We start from the raw sequence: 18,292 nt of genomic DNA, 5'->3' as shown, positions 1-18,292 counted from the left end.
GGTCATGAGCTTTTTTAAGAAATTGAAAGAAAAATTTACGACGCAGGATACTGCAACAGATAAATATAAAGACGGATTGTCTAAAACACGTAACAGTTTTACTTCACGATTAAACGATCTTGTGGCAAGTTATAGAACTGTGGACGAAGACTTTTTTGAAGAGCTTGAAGAGATTATGATTCAGGCTGATGTAGGTTTCGATACAGTGATGGAACTTGTAGAAGAACTGAAAATGGAAGTGAAGAGACAAAATATTAAAGATACTGAAAGCATCCGCAGCGTGATCTCTCAAAAACTTGTTGATATTTATTATGATGGGGAGGAGCCTGATGAATTGCTGAGTATGCAGGAAGATGAACTGACAGTGATTCTGTTTGTCGGCGTGAATGGGGTTGGTAAAACAACTACGATCGGGAAGCTTGCCCATCAGTTTAAGTCAGAAGACAAGAAGGTCGTGCTTGCTGCCGGAGATACATTCCGTGCAGGGGCAATTGAGCAGCTTGAAGTATGGGGAGAGCGTGTCGGTGTTGATGTCATTAAACATAGTGAAGGTTCAGACCCCGCTGCTGTCATGTATGATGCAGTACATTCAGCACGTGCAAAAAAAGCGGATGTATTAATCTGTGATACAGCCGGCCGTCTTCAAAATAAAGTGAACCTGATGAAAGAGCTTGAAAAAGTAAAGCGTGTCATTGAACGGGAGATCCCGGGTGCGCCGCATGAAGTGCTGCTTGCACTTGACGCAACGACAGGTCAAAATGCGATGACACAGGCAAAGATCTTTAAAGAGGCAACAAATGTATCAGGTATTGTACTGACGAAGCTAGATGGTACTGCTAAAGGCGGAATCGTGCTTGCTATTAAAAAAGAGCTCGGTATTCCGGTTAAGTTTGTGGGGCTTGGTGAAAAAATGGATGACCTTCAGCCGTTTAATGCAGAAAAGTATGTCTACGGATTGTTTTCTGATCTGGTTGACAAAGAAGAATTAATTGATGAAGAGGATGAGTAATCAATCCTTTCGGGTTGACACAGAGCCATTGAGTCTGTATGATTTCTGTGTAAAGGCTTTTCACTTAACAAAGGGGGATATGTGATGCTCGAGAAAACAACCAGGGTAAACTTTCTCTATGATTTTTATCAGATGTTGTTGACGCCTAAGCAGCGGAGCTACATGTCTCTTTATTATCTTGATGATTACTCACTCGGCGAAATTGCGGAAGAGTATGATGTCAGCCGCCAGGCGGTCTATGACAATATCAGAAGAACTGAAGCGATGCTTGAGGAGTATGAGTCTAAATTATTGTTATTTCAAAAGTTCCAGGAGCGGACGAAGGTAATAGGAGAACTTAAAACGGCAGCCGGACAGCAGCCGGAACTTCTTGCTATTATTGAAACGCTTGAGGAATTGGAATAGGAGGCTTTGCATTTATGGCATTTGAAGGATTAGCCGAACGTCTGCAGGGTTCCATCCAAAAGATCCGCGGAAAAGGCAAAGTTAGCGAAGCTGATGTAAAAGAAATGATGCGTGAGGTCCGCCTTGCGCTATTAGAAGCCGATGTTAACTTTAAAGTTGTAAAAAGCTTTGTAAAGCAGGTTAGTGAGCGTGCTGTCGGTCAGGAAGTCATGCAGAGTCTGACGCCCGGTCAGCAGGTTATAAAAGTCGTAAAAGAAGAGCTCACAGAACTGATGGGTGGAGAGCAGAGCCAGATCGCTGTAGCAAAAAAGCCGCCGACTGTCATTATGATGGTTGGTTTGCAGGGTGCCGGTAAAACAACAACTGCCGGGAAGCTTGCCAGTCTTCTGCGCAAAAAGCATAACCGCAAACCATTACTTGTTGCAGCTGATATTTACCGTCCCGCAGCCATTAAACAGCTTGAGACAATCGGTAAGCAGCTGAGTCTGCCTGTATTCTCCATGGGAGATCAGGTGAACCCTGTTGAGATTGCAAAAGCAGGAATTGAAAAGGCGAAAGAAGAACATCATGATTACGTGCTGATTGATACTGCAGGGCGCCTTCATGTCGATGAAGACCTGATGGATGAGTTGAAGCAGATCAAAGAGCTTTCTTCTCCTGATGAAATTTTCCTTGTAGTCGATTCAATGACTGGTCAGGATGCTGTTACAGTCGCTCAGAACTTTGATGATGCACTGGGCGTTACGGGTGTCGTTTTAACAAAGCTTGATGGCGATACACGAGGCGGGGCAGCACTTTCAATCCGTTCAGTCACAGGTAAGCCGATTAAGTTTGCCGGGATGGGTGAAAAAATGGACGCGTTAGAACCGTTCCACCCTGAAAGAATGGCATCGAGAATTCTTGGAATGGGCGATATGCTGTCTCTGATTGAAAAGGCACAGACAAACGTGGATGAAGAGAAAGCGAAGGAGATGGAACAAAAGCTCCGCACAGCTTCTTTTACGCTTGATGATTTCCTTGACCAGCTCGGTCAGGTGAAGCAGATGGGACCGCTGGATGAATTACTGAAAATGATTCCTGGTGCCAATAAAATGAAAGGGCTGGATAATATCGACGTGGATGGCAAACAGCTTGGTCATGTCGAAGCGATTATTCAGTCTATGACGGCGAAAGAAAAAGAACAGCCTGAAATCATTAATGCCAGCAGAAGAAAGAGAATTGCCCGGGGAAGCGGCAGACCGATCCAGGAAATTAATCGTCTGCTGAAGCAGTTTGAAGAAATGAAAAAAATGATGAAGCAGATGACAAATGCCCAGGGTAAGGGTAAAAAGCGTGGCGGATTCAACTTCCCATTTATGCAATAACAGCTTTTTTTAAGAAAAAATGTGTGTGTTAAGAAAAAAGACTTTACAAAGGGAGAAACCCTTGGTATTATACTATCTTGTGTGAAACTATTCGGAGGTGCAATAACATGGCAGTAAAAATTCGTTTAAAGCGTATGGGAGCTAACAAGTCTCCTTTCTATCGTATTGTAGTAGCAGATTCTCGTTCACCACGTGATGGACGTTTCATCGAAACAGTAGGAACTTACAACCCGGTTGCAAACCCTGCTGTTGTAGATATCAATGAAGAAGCAGTCCTTAAGTGGATGGGTAACGGCGCTAAGCCATCTGACACAGTACGTAACCTTCTTTCTAACGAAGGCATTATGGAGAAATTCCATAACTCAAAGAGCGGTAAGTAAGAGTCGTGAAAGAGCTTATCGAAACGATTGTCAAGCCTCTCGTTGATTACCCTGAAGCTGTAAAGATCGAGACGCAGGAAACTGACAGAACGATCACTCACAAACTTTCCGTCCACCCGGACGATATGGGTAAAGTCATTGGCAAGCAAGGCAGAGTTGCGAAAGCTATACGAACTGTTTCTTTTGCTGGTGAAAGCCAGCAGAAGAAAAAAACCGTAATTGAAATAGTTGATAAGTAAAAGGGAGGCCAATGTCCTCCCTTTTGCTGTATCATGAAATTAAAAAGGGGTGCAGATCATGCAGGTAACTCAAAAGGTAATTGTGAAAGAAATTATGACGAACTCTTCTAAAAAGCGTCTCAAGGATTCTCTTACACAAAAATCTGAGCGTGCTCAAAAAGAGATTGAACAGCTGATCTTTCAGCAAAAGAAGCTTGAAAAACAGTTTGAACAATCTTCAGATGCTGTTAAAAACCGGATTAATCAGGAAATCAATAAGCGAAAGCAATTATTGGCCCAGACAGAAACTCAGCAAAAAACAATTGATGAGATGCCTATGGGTACTGAATATACATTAAGAGAAACAGACATGCTTGTAGAACTGGACCAGGGAAGCATCTGGCACCCAGATCAGAAGCCTGTCATCGTACTTGAAGACGGTATGGTGAAAGAGATCCGTCAGGGGTGGTAAAAATGGAATGGTTTGATGTGGGCAAGATCGTAAACACCCATGGTATCAAAGGAGAAGTCAGAGTGATCTCAAGTACTGATTTTCCTGAGGAAAGGTATCAGCGGGGCAAAACACTTTACCTTTTCCAATCTGGTAAGGAACCGCTTAAATTAACCGTTTCCGGCTACAGAAGACATAAAAACTTTGATCTGCTGACTTTTGACGGCTATGACAATGTCAATCTCGTTGAAGCTTTTAAAGAAGCTCAACTCAAGGTATCTGCAGATCAGCAGAATGAACTTGATGAAGATGAGTACTATTATCATGAAATTATCGGCTGTGAGGTCTTCTCAGAAGAAGGTGAACGCATCGGACGCATTACTGAGATCCTCTCACCTGGTGCAAATGATGTGTGGGTAATCAAGCCTGAAAGCGGAAAAGATGTGCTGATTCCCTATATTGAATCTGTCGTAAAAGAAGTGAGTATTTCAGATAAAAAAGTCATCATTCATGCGATGGAAGGTTTGCTGTAATGAAAATTGATATTCTATCACTATTCCCAGCGATGTTTGATGGGGTTTTAGGAGAGTCAATCTTAAAAAAAGCAGCAGAAAAAGGAGCTGTAACGTATAATGTCACAGACTTCCGTCAGTTTTCAAACAACAAGCATAATTCGGTTGACGATTATCCATATGGCGGCGGCGCCGGTATGGTGCTTAAACCGGAGCCGATTTTCCGGGCAGTTCAGCAACTGACTGAAAAAACAACTTCAAAACCCCGTGTGATATTGATGTGTCCTCAGGGTGAGAGGTTTACTCAGAAAAAAGCTGAAGAACTCTCGCAGGAGGATCATCTGATTTTCATCTGCGGACATTACGAGGGCTATGATGAGCGGATCAGAGAACACCTGGTGACAGATGAAATCTCTATTGGAGATTTTGTTCTAACAGGTGGGGAGCTTGGTGCAATGGTTGTGACTGACAGTGTGGTCAGGCTGCTTCCTGAAGTACTGGGGAATGACGAGTCTGCAGTGAAGGATTCCTTCTCAAGCGGTCTGCTTGAGCATCCTCATTATACAAGGCCTGCTGATTATGAAGGAATGAAAGTGCCAGAGGTGTTGTTGTCAGGGAATCATGCGAGGATTGATGACTGGAGAATGAAAGAATCACTTCGCAGAACTTATACAAGACGGCCAGATTTACTCGAGCAGATTGAGCTCAGTGAAGAGCATCGTAAATGGCTGAAAGAATTTAAAAATAACATTGAATAGCCTGCTTCTATGTGGTATTATAGTTTTTGTGCTTAGTTCACATAAGTGAATAAGCCTTGAACACAATGTTCCGCTGCAAAAGAAGCAAGAGCATTTGTTGGAAGGAGTTGAAAATGATGCATAACCTGATTCAGGAAATTACTAAAGAACAGCTTCGTTCTGATCTTCCTACATTCAAGCCTGGTGATACTGTAAAAGTTCACGTTAAGGTTGTTGAGGGAACTCGCGAACGTATCCAGGTGTTTGAAGGTGTTGTAATTAAGCGCCGCGGTGGTGGTGTAAGTGAAACTTTCACAGTACGTAAGATTTCTTACGGCGTTGGAGTTGAGCGTACATTCCCTGTAAATACACCTAAAATTGCGAAACTTGAAGTTGTGCGTCGCGGTAAAGTTCGTCGTGCGAAACTTTACTACCTGCGTAACCTACGCGGTAAAGCGGCTAGAATTAAAGAAATTCGCTAATTGTAAAAAAAGAGCCTGCGGGCTCTTTTTTTATGTTCAGATGGCTGAATGAACGCATCTGTTCTATGTTACAATATGTTCATCTGAGATAGATGGGGGCAATGATATGGAGATCAGAAATGAATGGTGGGAATGGGCTAAAACACTACTCGCAGCTGTTATCATTGCAGGGGTTATCCGTCTGTTTTTCTTTTCGCCTGTTGTAGTCGATGGCAGCTCAATGGTGCCGACGCTTCAGGACGGTGACCGGATGATTGTGAACAAATTTCAATATAAAGTAACTGTCCCAGAACGGTTTGATATTGTTGTTTTCCACTTTTCAGATCAGGAGGATTATATTAAAAGAGTGATTGGTCTGCCGGGTGAATCTGTCGCTTATTCAGATGACCAGTTATACATAGATGGAGAGCCGGTTGAAGAGGAGTTCCGTGGAACTGACATATTTACTGAGGATTTTGATTTGAATGAACTTGGTTATGAAGAGGTTCCTGAAGGACATTTGTTTGTAATGGGCGATAACCGTGAGTACAGTAAAGACAGCCGTCATATCGGGCCGGTTCCGATTGAAGAGGTGGTGGGGGAAACGCCCCTGATTTACTGGCCTTTTGAAGATATAAAACTGTTTACTAAGGAGTGATGAGATGAGCATCCAATGGTTTCCGGGACATATGGCTAAAGCAAGGAGACAGGTGACAGAAAAACTGAAGCTTGTAGACATCGTATTTGAACTTGTAGATGCCAGAATACCGCTTTCATCAAGAAATCCAATGATTGAAGAGATTATCGGTCAAAAGCCAAGACTGATTTTAATTAATAAAGCGGATATGGCTGATCCAAATCGAACGAAAGAATGGATTACTTATTTTGAGAAAAAAGGTATTCGTGCTGTAGCGATCAATTCTGAAAAAGGGTCTGGTCTTCAGCAGATTCAAAAAGAAACGATGAGTATCCTGAAAGAAAAATGGGATCGGATGAAATCAAGAGGGATCCGGCCACGCGCCGTCAGAGCGATGATTGTTGGTATTCCAAATGTAGGGAAGTCTACACTGATCAACCGTCTCGCCAAGAAAAATATTGCCCAGACCGGTAACCGGCCGGGGGTAACGAAAGCACAGCAGTGGATTAAAGCAGGTAAGGAAATGGAACTGCTTGATACACCGGGCATCTTATGGCCGAAGTTCGAAGATCCGGAAGTTGGATACAGACTGGCTTTGACAGGCGCAATTAAAGACAACATTCTGAATCTCCAGGATATTGCTTTATATGCGCTACGCTTTTTGGAATCCTATTATCCGGAACGTTTGAAGGAAAGATACAGTATGGACGAGATTCCTCAAGATCCTGCAGCACTTTTTGATCATATTGGTAAAAAGCGCGGATGCCTGATGTCAGGTGGAGAAATTGATTACGATAAAACAGCTGATATTATCGTAAGGGATGTCAGAAACGTACAATTTGGACCGCTGACATTTGACCTTGAACATTTAGAAGAAGAATAACCATTAGGCTTCCGCACAAGTGGGAGTCTTTAATTTTTTTTACTTTACCCGATATAAAGGACAGGTGATCAAATGCTGACCATTCAGCAAATAAAAGAATGTCTCGCTGGATCTCCGGACGACAATCTAATTAATCAATTAAAAGCAGATGAGCGAAAGGGAGTGCAAAAACTCCTGCAGGCTTACGATAGACAATTGGACAAAGAAAGAAAACTGGCTGAACAGTTCTATGAAATGCAGTCATTTGAGAGATCAGCTGTCAGTAAAGGATACAATTTTATTGCAGGAACTGATGAGGCCGGAAGAGGTCCTCTTGCAGGTCCTGTTGTGGCAGCAGCAGTCATTTTACCTGAGCAATACTATCTGCCTGGTCTGAATGATTCTAAAAAGCTAAGCGAGAAAAAACGAGAGCGATTTTTCGAAGAAATCATTTCATCAGCAGACGTTGGGATAGGTATTATTGATGCAAAAGAGATTGACCGGATCAATATATTAAATGCATCAAAAAAAGCGATGATGAAGGCGATCGGACAGTTAAAACAGCAGCCTGATTATCTATTGGCGGATGCAGTTACGCTCGATACTCAGATTCCCCAGGAAGCGATTATTAAAGGTGATGCGAAAAGTGTCAGCATCGCAGCTGCATCAATCGTTGCTAAAGTAACCAGGGACAGGCTGATGAAAGAAGCCGGTGCAAAATATCCGGGTTACGGCATGGAAAAAAACGCAGGTTATGGAACGAAAGACCACATAGAGGCGATTCATAAGCATGGATTAACAGAAGAACACAGGCGGTCATTTGAACCTGTCAAATCAATGATTCAGTTATAATCGGAGGTGAAAAGGCATGGCGTCATACATTTCAGGCCAGCAGCGGTCTGTAAGCAGTTCTCAACAGGCTGATCGTCAGCAGCCGATCAGAGCTGGACAAATGCTCCACGGGAAAATGATCAAAAGCCTGGGGAATCAGCAAATGGAGGTGCAGATTGGCGGAAGAACACTGACAGCAGTACTCTCCGGTGTTATAACAGAAGGGGAGTCAAAGTGGTTTCAGGTTGAAAGTGCTGGTCCGCCCCCTGTACTGAAGCCTGTTAAAGCAGATGGGTCAGGAAAGCCTGATGTTCAGCAGCTGCTGCAATCTATTGGGCTTGGAGGCAATAAAGAAGTAAAAGAACTGCTTTCTTCAATGATCCGCCAGCAACAGCCGGTATCAGCTGAGAAATTAACTGCTGCAGCCGGATTATTAGCAGGTACTTCTGATAAAAAAGAAGGGCTGTCTGTTATCAAATGGATGATGTCTAAAGAAATGCCTCTGAAGGATGCATTGTTTCAGCCTTTACTATCAGCTAACAAAGGGGTTTCATCACCATTAAACGGTTTATTAAATCAACTTACCAGCCAGCTTCAACAGGCAGGTCCGATCAATCAGGTGATGCTATCGATCAACAAACCTTATTCCAATGTAATACACGATCAGGCGGTACAGCAATTGTTTGAAAAAATGACTTCCGGTACAGCTACAGAAAAAAACCAATCACTTGAAGCGATGAAAACAATGCAGATTCTGCCTAAATCAGCAACATTAACTAACTGGCATCATTCGTTGCAAACGCCTTCGGCTAAGCAGGTTGAGGGTATGATTAATGCACTCAGAGCGATTCCTCAAACCCAGACTGTCCAGAATCAGATTGTTCAGCTTCAGGAAGGACTAAAAGCATTACAGACCGGAGATACCAGGCAGCTTGCTGAAGCTGTCATTAGGGGGCAGGGTGTACTCCAGCAGTCAAAGCCTCAATCACAGCTTTACAGTCTACAAATCTTACAGGTGCCTTCAGGCAGCACTTCTCAGCACCCGGCCTTTATGCAAGCGCTGGGTGATGTGCAGCAGACAATCGGACAGCAGAGCAGTACTGCGATTCAATTAATGTTAAAAGATCTTATTCAGAAAATGGGCTCTGATTATGAGGCGCGAATTCAGAATACAGGAAATCCGGCTGAAACAGCACAGACTTTAAAAGCACAACTGGTATCGTTACTGGAGATGCCTGGATTAACCGCGCAGGTCAGAGAAAGCGCAGAGCAGGTTCTGAACCGTCTTAACGGTATGCAGCTTTTATCATCTGATAACGGACCACAGCAGCAGTTGATTATGCAGTTCCCATTCGAGCTTGGAGATCATCAGACAGATGTCATGATGAAGATGAACGGCAAAAAGAAAAGTGACGGTTCACTTGACCCTGAACACGTCAGAGTTCTCTTTTATATCACACTTTCAGAACTAAAAGAAAGTATCATTGATATGAATGTTCAAAATAGAGTGGTATCACTTGATATTTACAATGAACACCATCAGCTTGACCTGTTGGCGAAACCAATAATTCCTGTTTTGCAATCTGCACTTGAAAAGGCAGGATACGCTTTTTCAGCAGTTAAGTTCCACAATACTAAGGAAGTGGATCCCCCTATTTTGAATCCTGCAGAAGACGCACTATCATCAATTTATCATAAGGTGGATATTAAGATATGAAAGAGCATAAAAGGCTTGAAGCGGTTGCGCTTACTTATCATGCTGAGAAAGGTCAGGCACCTGTTGTTTCAGCTAAAGGCAAAGGGAAAATTGCAGAATCAATCATCGAAAAAGCGAAAGCGCATGATGTGCCGATTCAGCAGGATGAATCGCTCGTCGAACTGCTTGGTCAGCTTGAACTGAATGAAACAATTCCAGATGAACTGTACCAGGCAGTGGCAGAAGTTTTTGCATTTATCTATCGTCTAGATAAGCTCAAAAAATAAGATTATTCAGACAATGATCGAATTTTCACAATATCGCCTCAAATAGTAGACAGCACCTCTTACATTCTATACAATGAAAGCGCAGTCTATTTTCAAAAGAGTTTGATAGGAGGATGGAACATGAATATCCATGAGTATCAGGGAAAGGAACTCCTTAGAAAATATGGAGTAACCGTACCCCGAGGTTATGTGGCTTTCACGCCAAAAGAAGCTGTTGAAGCAGCAAAAGAACTTGGATCAGCAGTAACAGTTGTTAAAGCACAGATCCATGCGGGCGGCCGTGGTAAAGCGGGCGGAGTAAAAATTGCAAAAAATCTAGATGAAGTCCGTACATACGCAAAAGAACTACTTGGAAAAACACTTGTGACACACCAGACAGGGCCTGAAGGTAAGGAAATTAAGCGCTTACTTATCGAAGAGGGCTGTGATATCCAAAAGGAATATTACGTAGGACTTGTACTTGACCGTGCAACTTCACGTATTACACTGATGGCATCTGAAGAAGGGGGAACTGAAATTGAAGAAGTTGCTGAAGCAACACCTGAAAAGATCTTCCGTGAGACAATCGATCCGGTTGTAGGTCTAACAGCATTCCAGGCACGCCGAATTGCATTTAACATTAATATCCCTAAAGAGATGGTAAATAAAGCTGTACGCTTTATGCTTGGCCTATACAAAATGTTTGTTGAAAAAGATTGTTCAATCGCTGAGATCAACCCGCTGGTTACAACTGGAGACGGTAATGTCATGGCGCTTGATGCGAAGCTGAACTTTGATGCAAATGCATTGTACCGTCAAAAAGATGTGATGGAATTCCGTGACCTTGATGAAGAGGATCCGAAAGAGATTGAAGCATCTAAATATGACCTCAGCTATATTTCATTAGATGGAAATATCGGCTGCATGGTAAACGGTGCAGGTCTTGCTATGGCAACAATGGATATCATCAAACATTATGGCGGAGACCCGGCTAACTTCCTTGATGTTGGGGGCGGCGCGACTGCTGAAAAGGTAACTGAAGCATTTAAAATCATTCTTTCAGATGAAAACGTTAAAGGAATTTTCGTTAACATTTTCGGTGGAATTATGAAGTGCGATATCATTGCTGAAGGTGTCGTTGAAGCAGCAAAGCAGGTTGGTCTGAAAGTGCCGCTTGTTGTACGTCTTGAAGGAACAAATGTAGAACTTGGTAAGAAAATTCTAAATGAGTCAGATCTTGATATCGTTGCAGCAGGCACAATGGCTGATGGCGCTCAAAAGATCGTGGAACTTGTAGGCTGAGAAAGGCAGGGAGCATAAATGAGTGTTTTTATTGATAAGAATACAAAAGTATTAGTTCAGGGAATCACAGGCTCTACAGCCTTATTCCATACAAAGCAGATGCTTGAATACGGTACTCAGATCGTAGCAGGCGTGACACCTGGTAAAGGTGGAAATGAGGTAGAAGGCGTACCTGTATTTAACACAGTTGAAGAAGCTGTTAAAGCAACAGGTGCTAACGTTTCGGTCATTTATGTACCGGCACCGTTTGCTGCAGATGCAATTTTAGAATGTGTTGATGCAGAGCTTGATATGGCGATCTGTATTACTGAGCATATTCCGGTTGTAGATATGGTTAAAGTTAAGCGTTATATGGAAGGTAAAAAGACACGTCTTGTCGGTCCTAACTGCCCTGGTGTGATAACACCTGACGAGTGTAAAATCGGCATTATGCCTGGATACATTCATACAAAAGGTCATGTAGGGGTTGTATCACGTTCGGGTACACTGACTTATGAAGCTGTACACCAGCTTTCAGAAGAGGGGATCGGCCAGTCAACTGCCGTTGGTATTGGTGGAGATCCGGTGAATGGTACAAACTTCATCGACGCACTCGAAGCATTTAATAATGACCCTGAAACTGAAGCAGTCATCATGATTGGTGAAATCGGCGGAACAGCTGAAGAAGAAGCTGCTGAGTGGGTTAAAGCAAACATGAAGAAGCCTGTAGTAGGTTTCATCGGCGGCGCAACTGCACCTCCAGGGAAGCGAATGGGTCACGCAGGCGCTATCATTTCAGGTGGTAAAGGCACAGCTGAAGAAAAAATTCGTGTGATGAATGAGTGCGGAATAGCTGTTGCAGAAACACCATCTGTAATGGGAGAAACGCTGATCAAAGTACTAAAAGAAAAAGGATTATATGATAAGTGTAAAACTCATTAATCAATGGAGCTGTCTGTTTACAGGCAGCTCTTTTTCTCAATCCATTAAAAGGAGTTCTGCGATGAATACAGAAAGATTTAATCAAAAACTACTTTATTTGCATTATATGAACGTTTTAACAAACAGACAGCTTTTGCTATGGCTGAGGGACGATCCAAGTCTTGAAAGGCCTCTAAACCAGCCTCCAATCCCTGTTCAACTCACTCCGGACCAGACACGTAAAATTTCTTCCTATCATGCATCCGCTACATTTAATGAAATTACTTCGCATATGTCTGCATCCAGCACATCATATCTGACAATTTTCAATGAGTTGTATCCCGAACGTTTAAAAGAAATATACGATCCGCCGGTCGTGTTATATACAACAGGAAACATTGACTATCTGACGAATCAGCATCAGCTTGCCGTTATAGGGTCAAGAAAAGCCGATCAATATACAAAAAATGTGCTTCAGCACATTCTACCCGCTCTGATTGATAGTGGAGTAGGAATTATCAGCGGAATGGCTCAGGGAGCAGACGCTGCCGCTCATCACCTCGCACTTACCGGTAAGACAATAGGAATCGTCGGAAGTGGTTTTCAGCATCAATACCCGCAGATCAATCGGAGCCTATATCAAAAAATGATCACCAGCCATCTCCTTATATCAGAATACCCGCCTTATGTTAAACCACAAAAACATCATTTTCCTATGAGAAATAGAATTATAGCAGGCTGCTCAAATGGCCTTCTCATCACTCAGGCAGCTGTTAAAAGTGGAACAATGATTACAGTTGACCGCGCGCTTGAAGAAGGAAGAGATGTATTTGCTGTGCCTGGACCCGTCGGACATCCGTTGAGTGCAGGGACAAATATGCTGATTGCGCAGGGTGCAAAATGCACTGTTCATGCTGATGATATTTTAAATGAATGGCACTTACTTTAGGTTTATGGGATTGTTAAAAAAAGTGAAGATGAACTGAATCTGTTTGTAAAAGTGCTTTAAAATCCCTCAAACACAGTGAAATCAAAATAAAAAAGTTGCATTTTAAAAAAATATGGTTTACATTGTGTCTCAGACCGTAAAATGCACATAAGAAGAGATTTTTTCGACTTGTTCAGCTGAAAACGCTAACAATGATGATGCAGCGGCAATATTAATCACCGTCACCAATACCGGAATTTTTCATTAATGAACAGTCAGACTATAGAAAAAATAATTGACAAATGGAAAAAGTTACACATATAGTTACGCATAAGAAGGTTAAGTAAACCTCCAGGGAGGACTAAGAATGGCAGATTTTTTAGTAATTGTTGAATCACCCGCCAAAGCTAAAACGATTGAGCGGTATTTAGGAAAAAAGTATAAAGTGAAAGCATCTATGGGACATGTAAGAGACCTCCCGAAAAGCCAAATGGGTGTAGATGTAGAAAAAGAATTCGAACCGAAATATATTACAATCAGAGGCAAAGGCCCTGTATTAAAAGAATTAAAGACGGCTGCTAAAAAAGCAAAACGCGTCTTTCTTGCAGCCGATCCCGATAGAGAAGGGGAAGCGATCGCGTGGCATTTGGCACATAGCCTTGATCTGGATCTCGATTCAGAGTGTCGTGTCGTATTCAACGAAATTACAAAAGACGCAATTAAAGAATCATTTAAACATCCGCGTAAAATTGATATGGATAGAGTGGATGCGCAGCAGGCAAGAAGGATTCTCGACCGGCTGGTTGGTTATAATATCAGCCCTATACTATGGAAGAAAGTTAAAAAGGGCCTAAGTGCCGGCCGTGTTCAATCAGTTGCAGTCCGGCTGATCATTGACCGTGAGAATGAAATCAAGAATTTCCAGCCTGAAGAGTACTGGACGATTGACGGACAGTTCAAAAAAGGCAGCAAAGATTTTCAGGCTTCATTTTACGGTTTGAATGGTAAAAAGATAAAACTTGAAAATGAAGAGAACGTTAAAGAAGTATTAAATCAGATGAAGGGTAAAAAGTTTGAAGTTCAAAATGTAACGAAGAAAGAACGCAAACGTAACCCTGCTCCATCATTTATTACTTCCTCACTTCAGCAGGAAGCCGCAAGAAAGTTAAATTTCAGAGCCCGAAAAACGATGATGCTTGCTCAGCAGCTTTATGAAGGAATCGATCTTGGTAAAAAAGAAGGTACAGTTGGTCTGATCACTTATATGAGAACAGACTCAACACGCGTATCTGATGTTGCAAAAACTGAAGCAGCCAGTGTGATCGAAGAACAATACGGGAAGGAATTCCTGACAACAGAAAAACCGAAAGCGGCGAAAAAAAGCAATGCTCAGGATGCACACGAGGCAATCCGTCCGACAAGTGCCCTGAGAACACCACTTTCAGTTAAACAATACCTGAGCAGAGATCAATACAGACTATACAAATTGATCTGGGAAAGGTTTGTTGCCAGCCGAATGGCGCCTGCAGTCATGGATACAATGAGTGTTGATCTGATGAATGGTGATGTTCAATTCAGAGCAAGCGGCTCGAAAGTAAAGTTTGCCGGGTTTATGAAAGTGTATATCGAAGGCAGTGATGATAAGTTAGATGATAATGAGAACTATTTACCTGACCTGAAAGAAGGGGAAACAGTATCTTCTGATGAAATCGAACCGAAACAGCACTTTACACAACCGCCGCCGAGATACACTGAGGCGAGATTGGTAAAGACACTTGAAGAGCTGGGTATAGGAAGACCATCCACATATGCGCCTACACTCGATACAATTCAAAAGCGCGGCTACGTGTCACTGGATAATAAACGGTTTGTTCCGACAGAACTTGGAGAAATCGTACTCGAGCTGATTGTAGAGTTCTTTCCTGAGATCATTGATGTTGAATTCACAGCAAAAATGGAGAAAGAACTTGATGATGTAGAAGAAGGTCAGATACAATGGGTAAAGATTATTGATGAATTCTATAAAGACTTTGAAGGACACCTTGAAAAAGCCGAGCAGGAAATGGAAAAGGTTGAAATCAAAGACGAATACGCCGGTGAAGACTGTGAAGAGTGTGGAAATGCTATGGTAATAAAAATGGGTCGCTACGGCCGTTTTATGGCCTGCAGCAATTTCCCTGACTGCAGAAACACAAAACCAATTGTAAAAGAAATCGGTGTGAAATGCCCGACGTGTAAAGAAGGAAACGTAATCGAGCGCAAGAGTAAGAAAAACCGAATATTTTATGGCTGTGACCGTTATCCAGAGTGCGAATATCTCTCGTGGGATAAGCCGGTTGACAGACAATGTCCGAAGTGTGATACAACACTGATTGAGAAGAAACTTAAAAAGGGCAATCAGATTCAGTGCCCGAACTGTGATTATAAAGAAGAACAGCAGGTATAAATGGTCCTGGCGGTTTCTCCGCCAGGCTCTTTCTTGTGATTTTCAGAATGGAGGAAGCAACATGACACAAAGTGTAAATGTAATCGGAGCTGGTCTAGCAGGAAGTGAAGCCGCATGGCAGATCGCTGAAAGAGGCATTCCAGTTAACCTTTATGAAATGAGACCGGTGAGACAGACGCCTGCTCACCATACAGACAAATTCGCAGAACTTGTCTGCAGTAATTCTCTTCGTGCGAACAGCCTTACAAATGCAGTTGGTGTGCTGAAAGAGGAAATGCGTACACTTGATTCAGTGATTATTTCTGCAGCAGATGCGAGCTCAGTTCCGGCAGGTGGAGCGCTTGCGGTTGACCGTCATGAATTTGCGGGTTATGTAACAGAGCGAGTGAAAAACCACCCGAATGTAACAGTGTATTCAGAAGAGATCACTGAAATTCCTGAAGGTCCTACGATTATTGCGACAGGCCCGCTGACGACTGAAGGGTTAGCAAAAAGTATTAAAGAAGTGACTGGCGAGGAGTACCTTTACTTTTACGATGCAGCTGCGCCGATTTTGGAAAAAGACAGTATTGACATGGATAAAGTTTACCTGAAGTCACGTTATGATAAGGGTGAGGCTGCATACCTTAACTGCCCGATGACCGAAGAAGAGTTTAACCGTTTTTATGATGCTTTAATTGAAGCAGAGGTTGTTCCACTAAAAGAATTTGAAAAAGAGATTTACTTTGAAGGCTGTATGCCGGTTGAAGTAATGGCTGCTAGAGGGAGAAAAACGCTTCTATTCGGACCAATGAAGCCTGTTGGACTGGAAGATCCTAAAACAGGAAAGCGTCCTTATGCTGTTGTACAATTGAGACAGGATGACGCAGCTGGTACGCTTTATAATATTGTAGGGTTCCAGACTCACCTGAAGTGGGGGCCTCAAAAAGAAGTTGTCAGAATGATTCCTGGTCTTGAAAACGCTGAGATTGTCAGATATGGTGTCATGCACAGAAATACCTTTATCAATTCACCAAGCGTTCTTAAATCAACTTATCAGTTAAAAGCAAGAGAAGATCTTTTCTTTGCGGGGCAGATGACTGGTGTTGAAGGCTATGTGGAATCAGCAGCGAGCGGCCTGGTGGCAGGAATTAATGCTGCCCGACTTGTTAAAGGTGAAGAGTTACTGTTATTCCCGGCAGAAACTGCAATGGGCAGTATGGCGCGTTACATTACTCAGGCAGATACAAAGAACTTCCAGCCGATGAATGCTAATTTTGGTTTATTCCCAGACCTTGGAGAAAGAATCAAAAATAAAAAGGAACGTGCTGAGAAACACGCTGAGCGCGCAATCGAAACAATTCAGAACTTTGTGAAAAAAGTGTAATATTAATTGCAAAAGCCTCTAAATCATGATAAGATTTAGAGGCTTTTGTGAGGTGAAAAAATGATTCAATATTCTGATGAAGCCAAACATTCTTTTATTCAATATTTACAGACTGAAAAGAATTATTCTTCATTAACAGTAGAACACTATATACATGACCTTGATCATTTTTTTGAATTTCTGAACCGTGAAGGTGTGAGGCATCTTAATGAAACGGATGATCTGCTTGCAAGGGGCTACCTTGTCAGTCTCCATGAACAATCTTATTCGCGTGCATCTGTATCGCGAAAGATTTCGAGCCTGAAGACTTTTTTCAGCTATTTAAATAGAGAGAACCCGGAATTTATTAATCCAATGTCTTACGTGATCCATCCAAAAAAAGAAGGCAGGCTGCCTCATTTTTTTTATGAGAATGAAATGGAGCAGCTTTTTTTAGCGTGCAACGGAGATGATCCGTTATCTAAAAGGAACAAAGCATTACTTGAATTATTGTACGCAACCGGAATCCGTGTATCTGAATGTACAGGAATTCAATTGAAGGATCTGGACCTCTCAATCGGTACAGTCCTGATAAGAGGTAAAGGCAGTAAGGAAAGGTATGTTCCCTTTGGACATTTTGCCGAAAAAGCACTCCGGGACTATATTGATCACGCGCGAAAAGATCTCATGAAAGATCAGCATACTTTGTTATTTGTAAATCATAGAGGGAGCCCGCTTACACCAAGGGGGGTCCGGCATATTTTAACTAAACTTTTAGAGCAGACAGCCTTAACACATTCAATTCATCCGCATATGCTCAGGCACACTTTTGCTACACATATGCTAAACAGCGGAGCGGATCTCAGAACTGTTCAGGAGCTGCTTGGACATGCGCATTTATCATCTACACAACTTTATACGCATGTAACAAAAGAACATTTAAAAAATACTTATCAATCATTTCATCCGAGAGCCTAAATAAGAGAGAAGGGTGTTTATGGAACAATTTCACGCAACAACGATCTTTGCAATTAAACATAAAGACGGTGCAGCAATGGCTGGTGATGGCCAGGTGACAGTTGGAAATGCAGTAATCATGAAGAACACTGCAAAAAAGGTAAGGAGAATTTTCAATGGTCAGGTAGTTGCCGGATTTGCGGGTTCAGTGGCAGATGCATTTACATTGTTCGAAATGTTTGAAGGGAAACTTCAGGAATATAACGGTAATCTGCAAAGAGCTGCGGTTGAAGTAGCGAAACAGTGGCGAAGTGATAAAGTGCTCAGACGCCTTGAGGCCTTGTTGATCGTCATGAATAAAGATGGTCTTCTGCTGATCTCCGGTACAGGAGAAGTCATTGAGCCTGATGACGGCATCCTTGCAATTGGGTCAGGCGGAAACTATGCGCTTTCAGCAGGAAGAGCACTGAAGCAGCACGCAGGAGAACATATGACTGCAAGTGAGATTGCAAGTGCATCATTACAGACTGCTGCAGACATTTGCGTTTACACGAATCATAATATCATTGTTGAAGAGCTTTAAGG

Annotated in this window: 21 protein-coding genes; all 21 read left to right on the top strand. The window is 42.5% G+C overall.

All coding sequences use genetic code 11. The features are described 5' to 3' along the window. Positions 1-4: 4 nt before the first annotated feature. The 21 genes from ftsY (at position 5) to hslV (ending at position 18,290) form a co-directional block, all read left to right on the top strand. Entirely contained in the window at positions 5-1,009 is a 1,005-nt protein-coding gene (ftsY, locus tag ACH6CZ_RS04115) for a signal recognition particle-docking protein FtsY (protein ID WP_374096146.1), read from the top strand. An 84-nt stretch (positions 1,010-1,093) separates the two neighbouring features. Continuing rightward, positions 1,094-1,414 (top strand): putative DNA-binding protein, encoded by a 321-nt coding sequence (locus ACH6CZ_RS04110; protein WP_374096145.1) that lies wholly within the window; start codon positions 1,094-1,096, stop codon positions 1,412-1,414. Between the two features lie 14 nt (positions 1,415-1,428). Then, the gene (ffh, locus tag ACH6CZ_RS04105) at positions 1,429-2,778 is read left to right on the top strand and encodes a signal recognition particle protein (protein ID WP_374096144.1); all 1,350 of its coding nucleotides are present in this window, start codon (positions 1,429-1,431) and stop codon (positions 2,776-2,778) included. 107 nt (positions 2,779-2,885) lie between these two features. Further along, a complete protein-coding gene (rpsP, locus tag ACH6CZ_RS04100) occupies positions 2,886-3,158 on the top strand; it encodes a 30S ribosomal protein S16 (protein ID WP_039808841.1) in 273 nt (90 codons plus the stop codon). Positions 3,159-3,163: 5 nt separating this feature from the next. Beyond that, a complete protein-coding gene (locus tag ACH6CZ_RS04095) occupies positions 3,164-3,397 on the top strand; it encodes a KH domain-containing protein (RefSeq protein WP_374096143.1) in 234 nt (77 codons plus the stop codon). A gap of 58 nt (positions 3,398-3,455) precedes the next feature. Further along, the gene (locus ACH6CZ_RS04090; RefSeq protein WP_374096142.1) at positions 3,456-3,848 is read left to right on the top strand and encodes a YlqD family protein; all 393 of its coding nucleotides are present in this window, start codon (positions 3,456-3,458) and stop codon (positions 3,846-3,848) included. Positions 3,849-3,850: 2 nt separating this feature from the next. Continuing rightward, complete coding sequence (gene rimM / locus ACH6CZ_RS04085) at positions 3,851-4,360, top strand: ribosome maturation factor RimM (protein WP_374096141.1); 510 nt, start codon at positions 3,851-3,853, stop codon at positions 4,358-4,360. Then, positions 4,360-5,097 carry a tRNA (guanosine(37)-N1)-methyltransferase TrmD gene (gene trmD / locus ACH6CZ_RS04080; RefSeq protein WP_374096140.1) on the top strand — a complete coding sequence of 246 codons (738 nt, stop codon included), beginning with the start codon at positions 4,360-4,362 and terminating at the stop codon, positions 5,095-5,097. The genes rimM and trmD overlap by 1 nt, the downstream gene beginning before the upstream one ends. Positions 5,098-5,213: 116 nt before the next feature. Further along, positions 5,214-5,558 carry a 50S ribosomal protein L19 gene (rplS, locus tag ACH6CZ_RS04075; protein WP_039808852.1) on the top strand — a complete coding sequence of 115 codons (345 nt, stop codon included), beginning with the start codon at positions 5,214-5,216 and terminating at the stop codon, positions 5,556-5,558. A 106-nt stretch (positions 5,559-5,664) separates the two neighbouring features. Continuing rightward, positions 5,665-6,195 carry a signal peptidase I gene (gene lepB / locus ACH6CZ_RS04070; protein ID WP_374096139.1) on the top strand — a complete coding sequence of 177 codons (531 nt, stop codon included), beginning with the start codon at positions 5,665-5,667 and terminating at the stop codon, positions 6,193-6,195. A 4-nt stretch (positions 6,196-6,199) separates the two neighbouring features. After that, positions 6,200-7,057 (top strand): ribosome biogenesis GTPase YlqF, encoded by an 858-nt coding sequence (ylqF, locus tag ACH6CZ_RS04065; RefSeq protein ID WP_374096138.1) that lies wholly within the window; start codon positions 6,200-6,202, stop codon positions 7,055-7,057. 72 nt (positions 7,058-7,129) lie between these two features. After that, positions 7,130-7,888: a ribonuclease HII gene (locus ACH6CZ_RS04060; protein WP_374096137.1), complete on the top strand. Its 759-nt coding sequence runs from the start codon at positions 7,130-7,132 to the stop codon at positions 7,886-7,888. A 16-nt stretch (positions 7,889-7,904) separates the two neighbouring features. Continuing rightward, complete coding sequence (locus ACH6CZ_RS04055; RefSeq protein ID WP_374096136.1) at positions 7,905-9,584, top strand: hypothetical protein; 1,680 nt, start codon at positions 7,905-7,907, stop codon at positions 9,582-9,584. Beyond that, complete coding sequence (locus tag ACH6CZ_RS04050; RefSeq protein ID WP_374096135.1) at positions 9,581-9,850, top strand: EscU/YscU/HrcU family type III secretion system export apparatus switch protein; 270 nt, start codon at positions 9,581-9,583, stop codon at positions 9,848-9,850. Before ACH6CZ_RS04055 ends, ACH6CZ_RS04050 begins: the two co-directional genes overlap by 4 nt. A gap of 120 nt (positions 9,851-9,970) precedes the next feature. Next, positions 9,971-11,131 (top strand): ADP-forming succinate--CoA ligase subunit beta, encoded by a 1,161-nt coding sequence (sucC, locus tag ACH6CZ_RS04045; protein ID WP_374096134.1) that lies wholly within the window; start codon positions 9,971-9,973, stop codon positions 11,129-11,131. A gap of 18 nt (positions 11,132-11,149) precedes the next feature. After that, the gene (gene sucD / locus ACH6CZ_RS04040; protein WP_374096133.1) at positions 11,150-12,052 is read left to right on the top strand and encodes a succinate--CoA ligase subunit alpha; all 903 of its coding nucleotides are present in this window, start codon (positions 11,150-11,152) and stop codon (positions 12,050-12,052) included. 61 nt (positions 12,053-12,113) lie between these two features. Then, positions 12,114-12,980: a DNA-processing protein DprA gene (dprA, locus tag ACH6CZ_RS04035; protein ID WP_374096132.1), complete on the top strand. Its 867-nt coding sequence runs from the start codon at positions 12,114-12,116 to the stop codon at positions 12,978-12,980. Positions 12,981-13,326: 346 nt separating this feature from the next. Beyond that, positions 13,327-15,405: a type I DNA topoisomerase gene (topA, locus tag ACH6CZ_RS04030; protein WP_374096131.1), complete on the top strand. Its 2,079-nt coding sequence runs from the start codon at positions 13,327-13,329 to the stop codon at positions 15,403-15,405. A gap of 61 nt (positions 15,406-15,466) precedes the next feature. Then, complete coding sequence (gene trmFO, locus ACH6CZ_RS04025; RefSeq protein ID WP_374096130.1) at positions 15,467-16,771, top strand: FADH(2)-oxidizing methylenetetrahydrofolate--tRNA-(uracil(54)-C(5))-methyltransferase TrmFO; 1,305 nt, start codon at positions 15,467-15,469, stop codon at positions 16,769-16,771. A 60-nt stretch (positions 16,772-16,831) separates the two neighbouring features. Continuing rightward, positions 16,832-17,728: a tyrosine recombinase XerC gene (gene xerC / locus ACH6CZ_RS04020; protein ID WP_374096129.1), complete on the top strand. Its 897-nt coding sequence runs from the start codon at positions 16,832-16,834 to the stop codon at positions 17,726-17,728. Between the two features lie 19 nt (positions 17,729-17,747). Further along, complete coding sequence (gene hslV, locus ACH6CZ_RS04015; protein ID WP_374096128.1) at positions 17,748-18,290, top strand: ATP-dependent protease subunit HslV; 543 nt, start codon at positions 17,748-17,750, stop codon at positions 18,288-18,290. The last annotated feature ends 2 nt before the right edge of the window (positions 18,291-18,292 follow it).

Origin of the sequence: Jeotgalibacillus sp. JSM ZJ347, from assembly GCF_044383825.1 — a bacterium.
In the GTDB taxonomy this organism is placed as follows: domain Bacteria; phylum Bacillota; class Bacilli; order Bacillales; family Jeotgalibacillaceae; genus Jeotgalibacillus.
Note: the sequence above shows the minus strand (reverse complement) of the source record. Positions and strands in the feature narration are given on the sequence as shown.

What these genes read in the sequence shown, in the direction of transcription:
- ftsY (WP_374096146.1), top strand. Translation starts at nt 5, where the DNA reads ATGAGCTTTTTTAAGAAATTGAAAGAAAAATTTACGACGCAGGATACT.
- ACH6CZ_RS04110 (WP_374096145.1), top strand. Translation starts at nt 1,094, where the DNA reads ATGCTCGAGAAAACAACCAGGGTAAACTTTCTCTATGATTTTTATCAG.
- ffh (WP_374096144.1), top strand. Translation starts at nt 1,429, where the DNA reads ATGGCATTTGAAGGATTAGCCGAACGTCTGCAGGGTTCCATCCAAAAG.
- rpsP (WP_039808841.1), top strand. Translation starts at nt 2,886, where the DNA reads ATGGCAGTAAAAATTCGTTTAAAGCGTATGGGAGCTAACAAGTCTCCT.
- ACH6CZ_RS04090 (WP_374096142.1), top strand. Translation starts at nt 3,456, where the DNA reads ATGCAGGTAACTCAAAAGGTAATTGTGAAAGAAATTATGACGAACTCT.
- rimM (WP_374096141.1), top strand. Translation starts at nt 3,851, where the DNA reads ATGGAATGGTTTGATGTGGGCAAGATCGTAAACACCCATGGTATCAAA.
- trmD (WP_374096140.1), top strand. Translation starts at nt 4,360, where the DNA reads ATGAAAATTGATATTCTATCACTATTCCCAGCGATGTTTGATGGGGTT.
- rplS (WP_039808852.1), top strand. Translation starts at nt 5,214, where the DNA reads ATGCATAACCTGATTCAGGAAATTACTAAAGAACAGCTTCGTTCTGAT.
- lepB (WP_374096139.1), top strand. Translation starts at nt 5,665, where the DNA reads ATGGAGATCAGAAATGAATGGTGGGAATGGGCTAAAACACTACTCGCA.
- ylqF (WP_374096138.1), top strand. Translation starts at nt 6,200, where the DNA reads ATGAGCATCCAATGGTTTCCGGGACATATGGCTAAAGCAAGGAGACAG.
- ACH6CZ_RS04060 (WP_374096137.1), top strand. Translation starts at nt 7,130, where the DNA reads ATGCTGACCATTCAGCAAATAAAAGAATGTCTCGCTGGATCTCCGGAC.
- ACH6CZ_RS04055 (WP_374096136.1), top strand. Translation starts at nt 7,905, where the DNA reads ATGGCGTCATACATTTCAGGCCAGCAGCGGTCTGTAAGCAGTTCTCAA.
- ACH6CZ_RS04050 (WP_374096135.1), top strand. Translation starts at nt 9,581, where the DNA reads ATGAAAGAGCATAAAAGGCTTGAAGCGGTTGCGCTTACTTATCATGCT.
- sucC (WP_374096134.1), top strand. Translation starts at nt 9,971, where the DNA reads ATGAATATCCATGAGTATCAGGGAAAGGAACTCCTTAGAAAATATGGA.
- sucD (WP_374096133.1), top strand. Translation starts at nt 11,150, where the DNA reads ATGAGTGTTTTTATTGATAAGAATACAAAAGTATTAGTTCAGGGAATC.
- dprA (WP_374096132.1), top strand. Translation starts at nt 12,114, where the DNA reads ATGAATACAGAAAGATTTAATCAAAAACTACTTTATTTGCATTATATG.
- topA (WP_374096131.1), top strand. Translation starts at nt 13,327, where the DNA reads ATGGCAGATTTTTTAGTAATTGTTGAATCACCCGCCAAAGCTAAAACG.
- trmFO (WP_374096130.1), top strand. Translation starts at nt 15,467, where the DNA reads ATGACACAAAGTGTAAATGTAATCGGAGCTGGTCTAGCAGGAAGTGAA.
- xerC (WP_374096129.1), top strand. Translation starts at nt 16,832, where the DNA reads ATGATTCAATATTCTGATGAAGCCAAACATTCTTTTATTCAATATTTA.
- hslV (WP_374096128.1), top strand. Translation starts at nt 17,748, where the DNA reads ATGGAACAATTTCACGCAACAACGATCTTTGCAATTAAACATAAAGAC.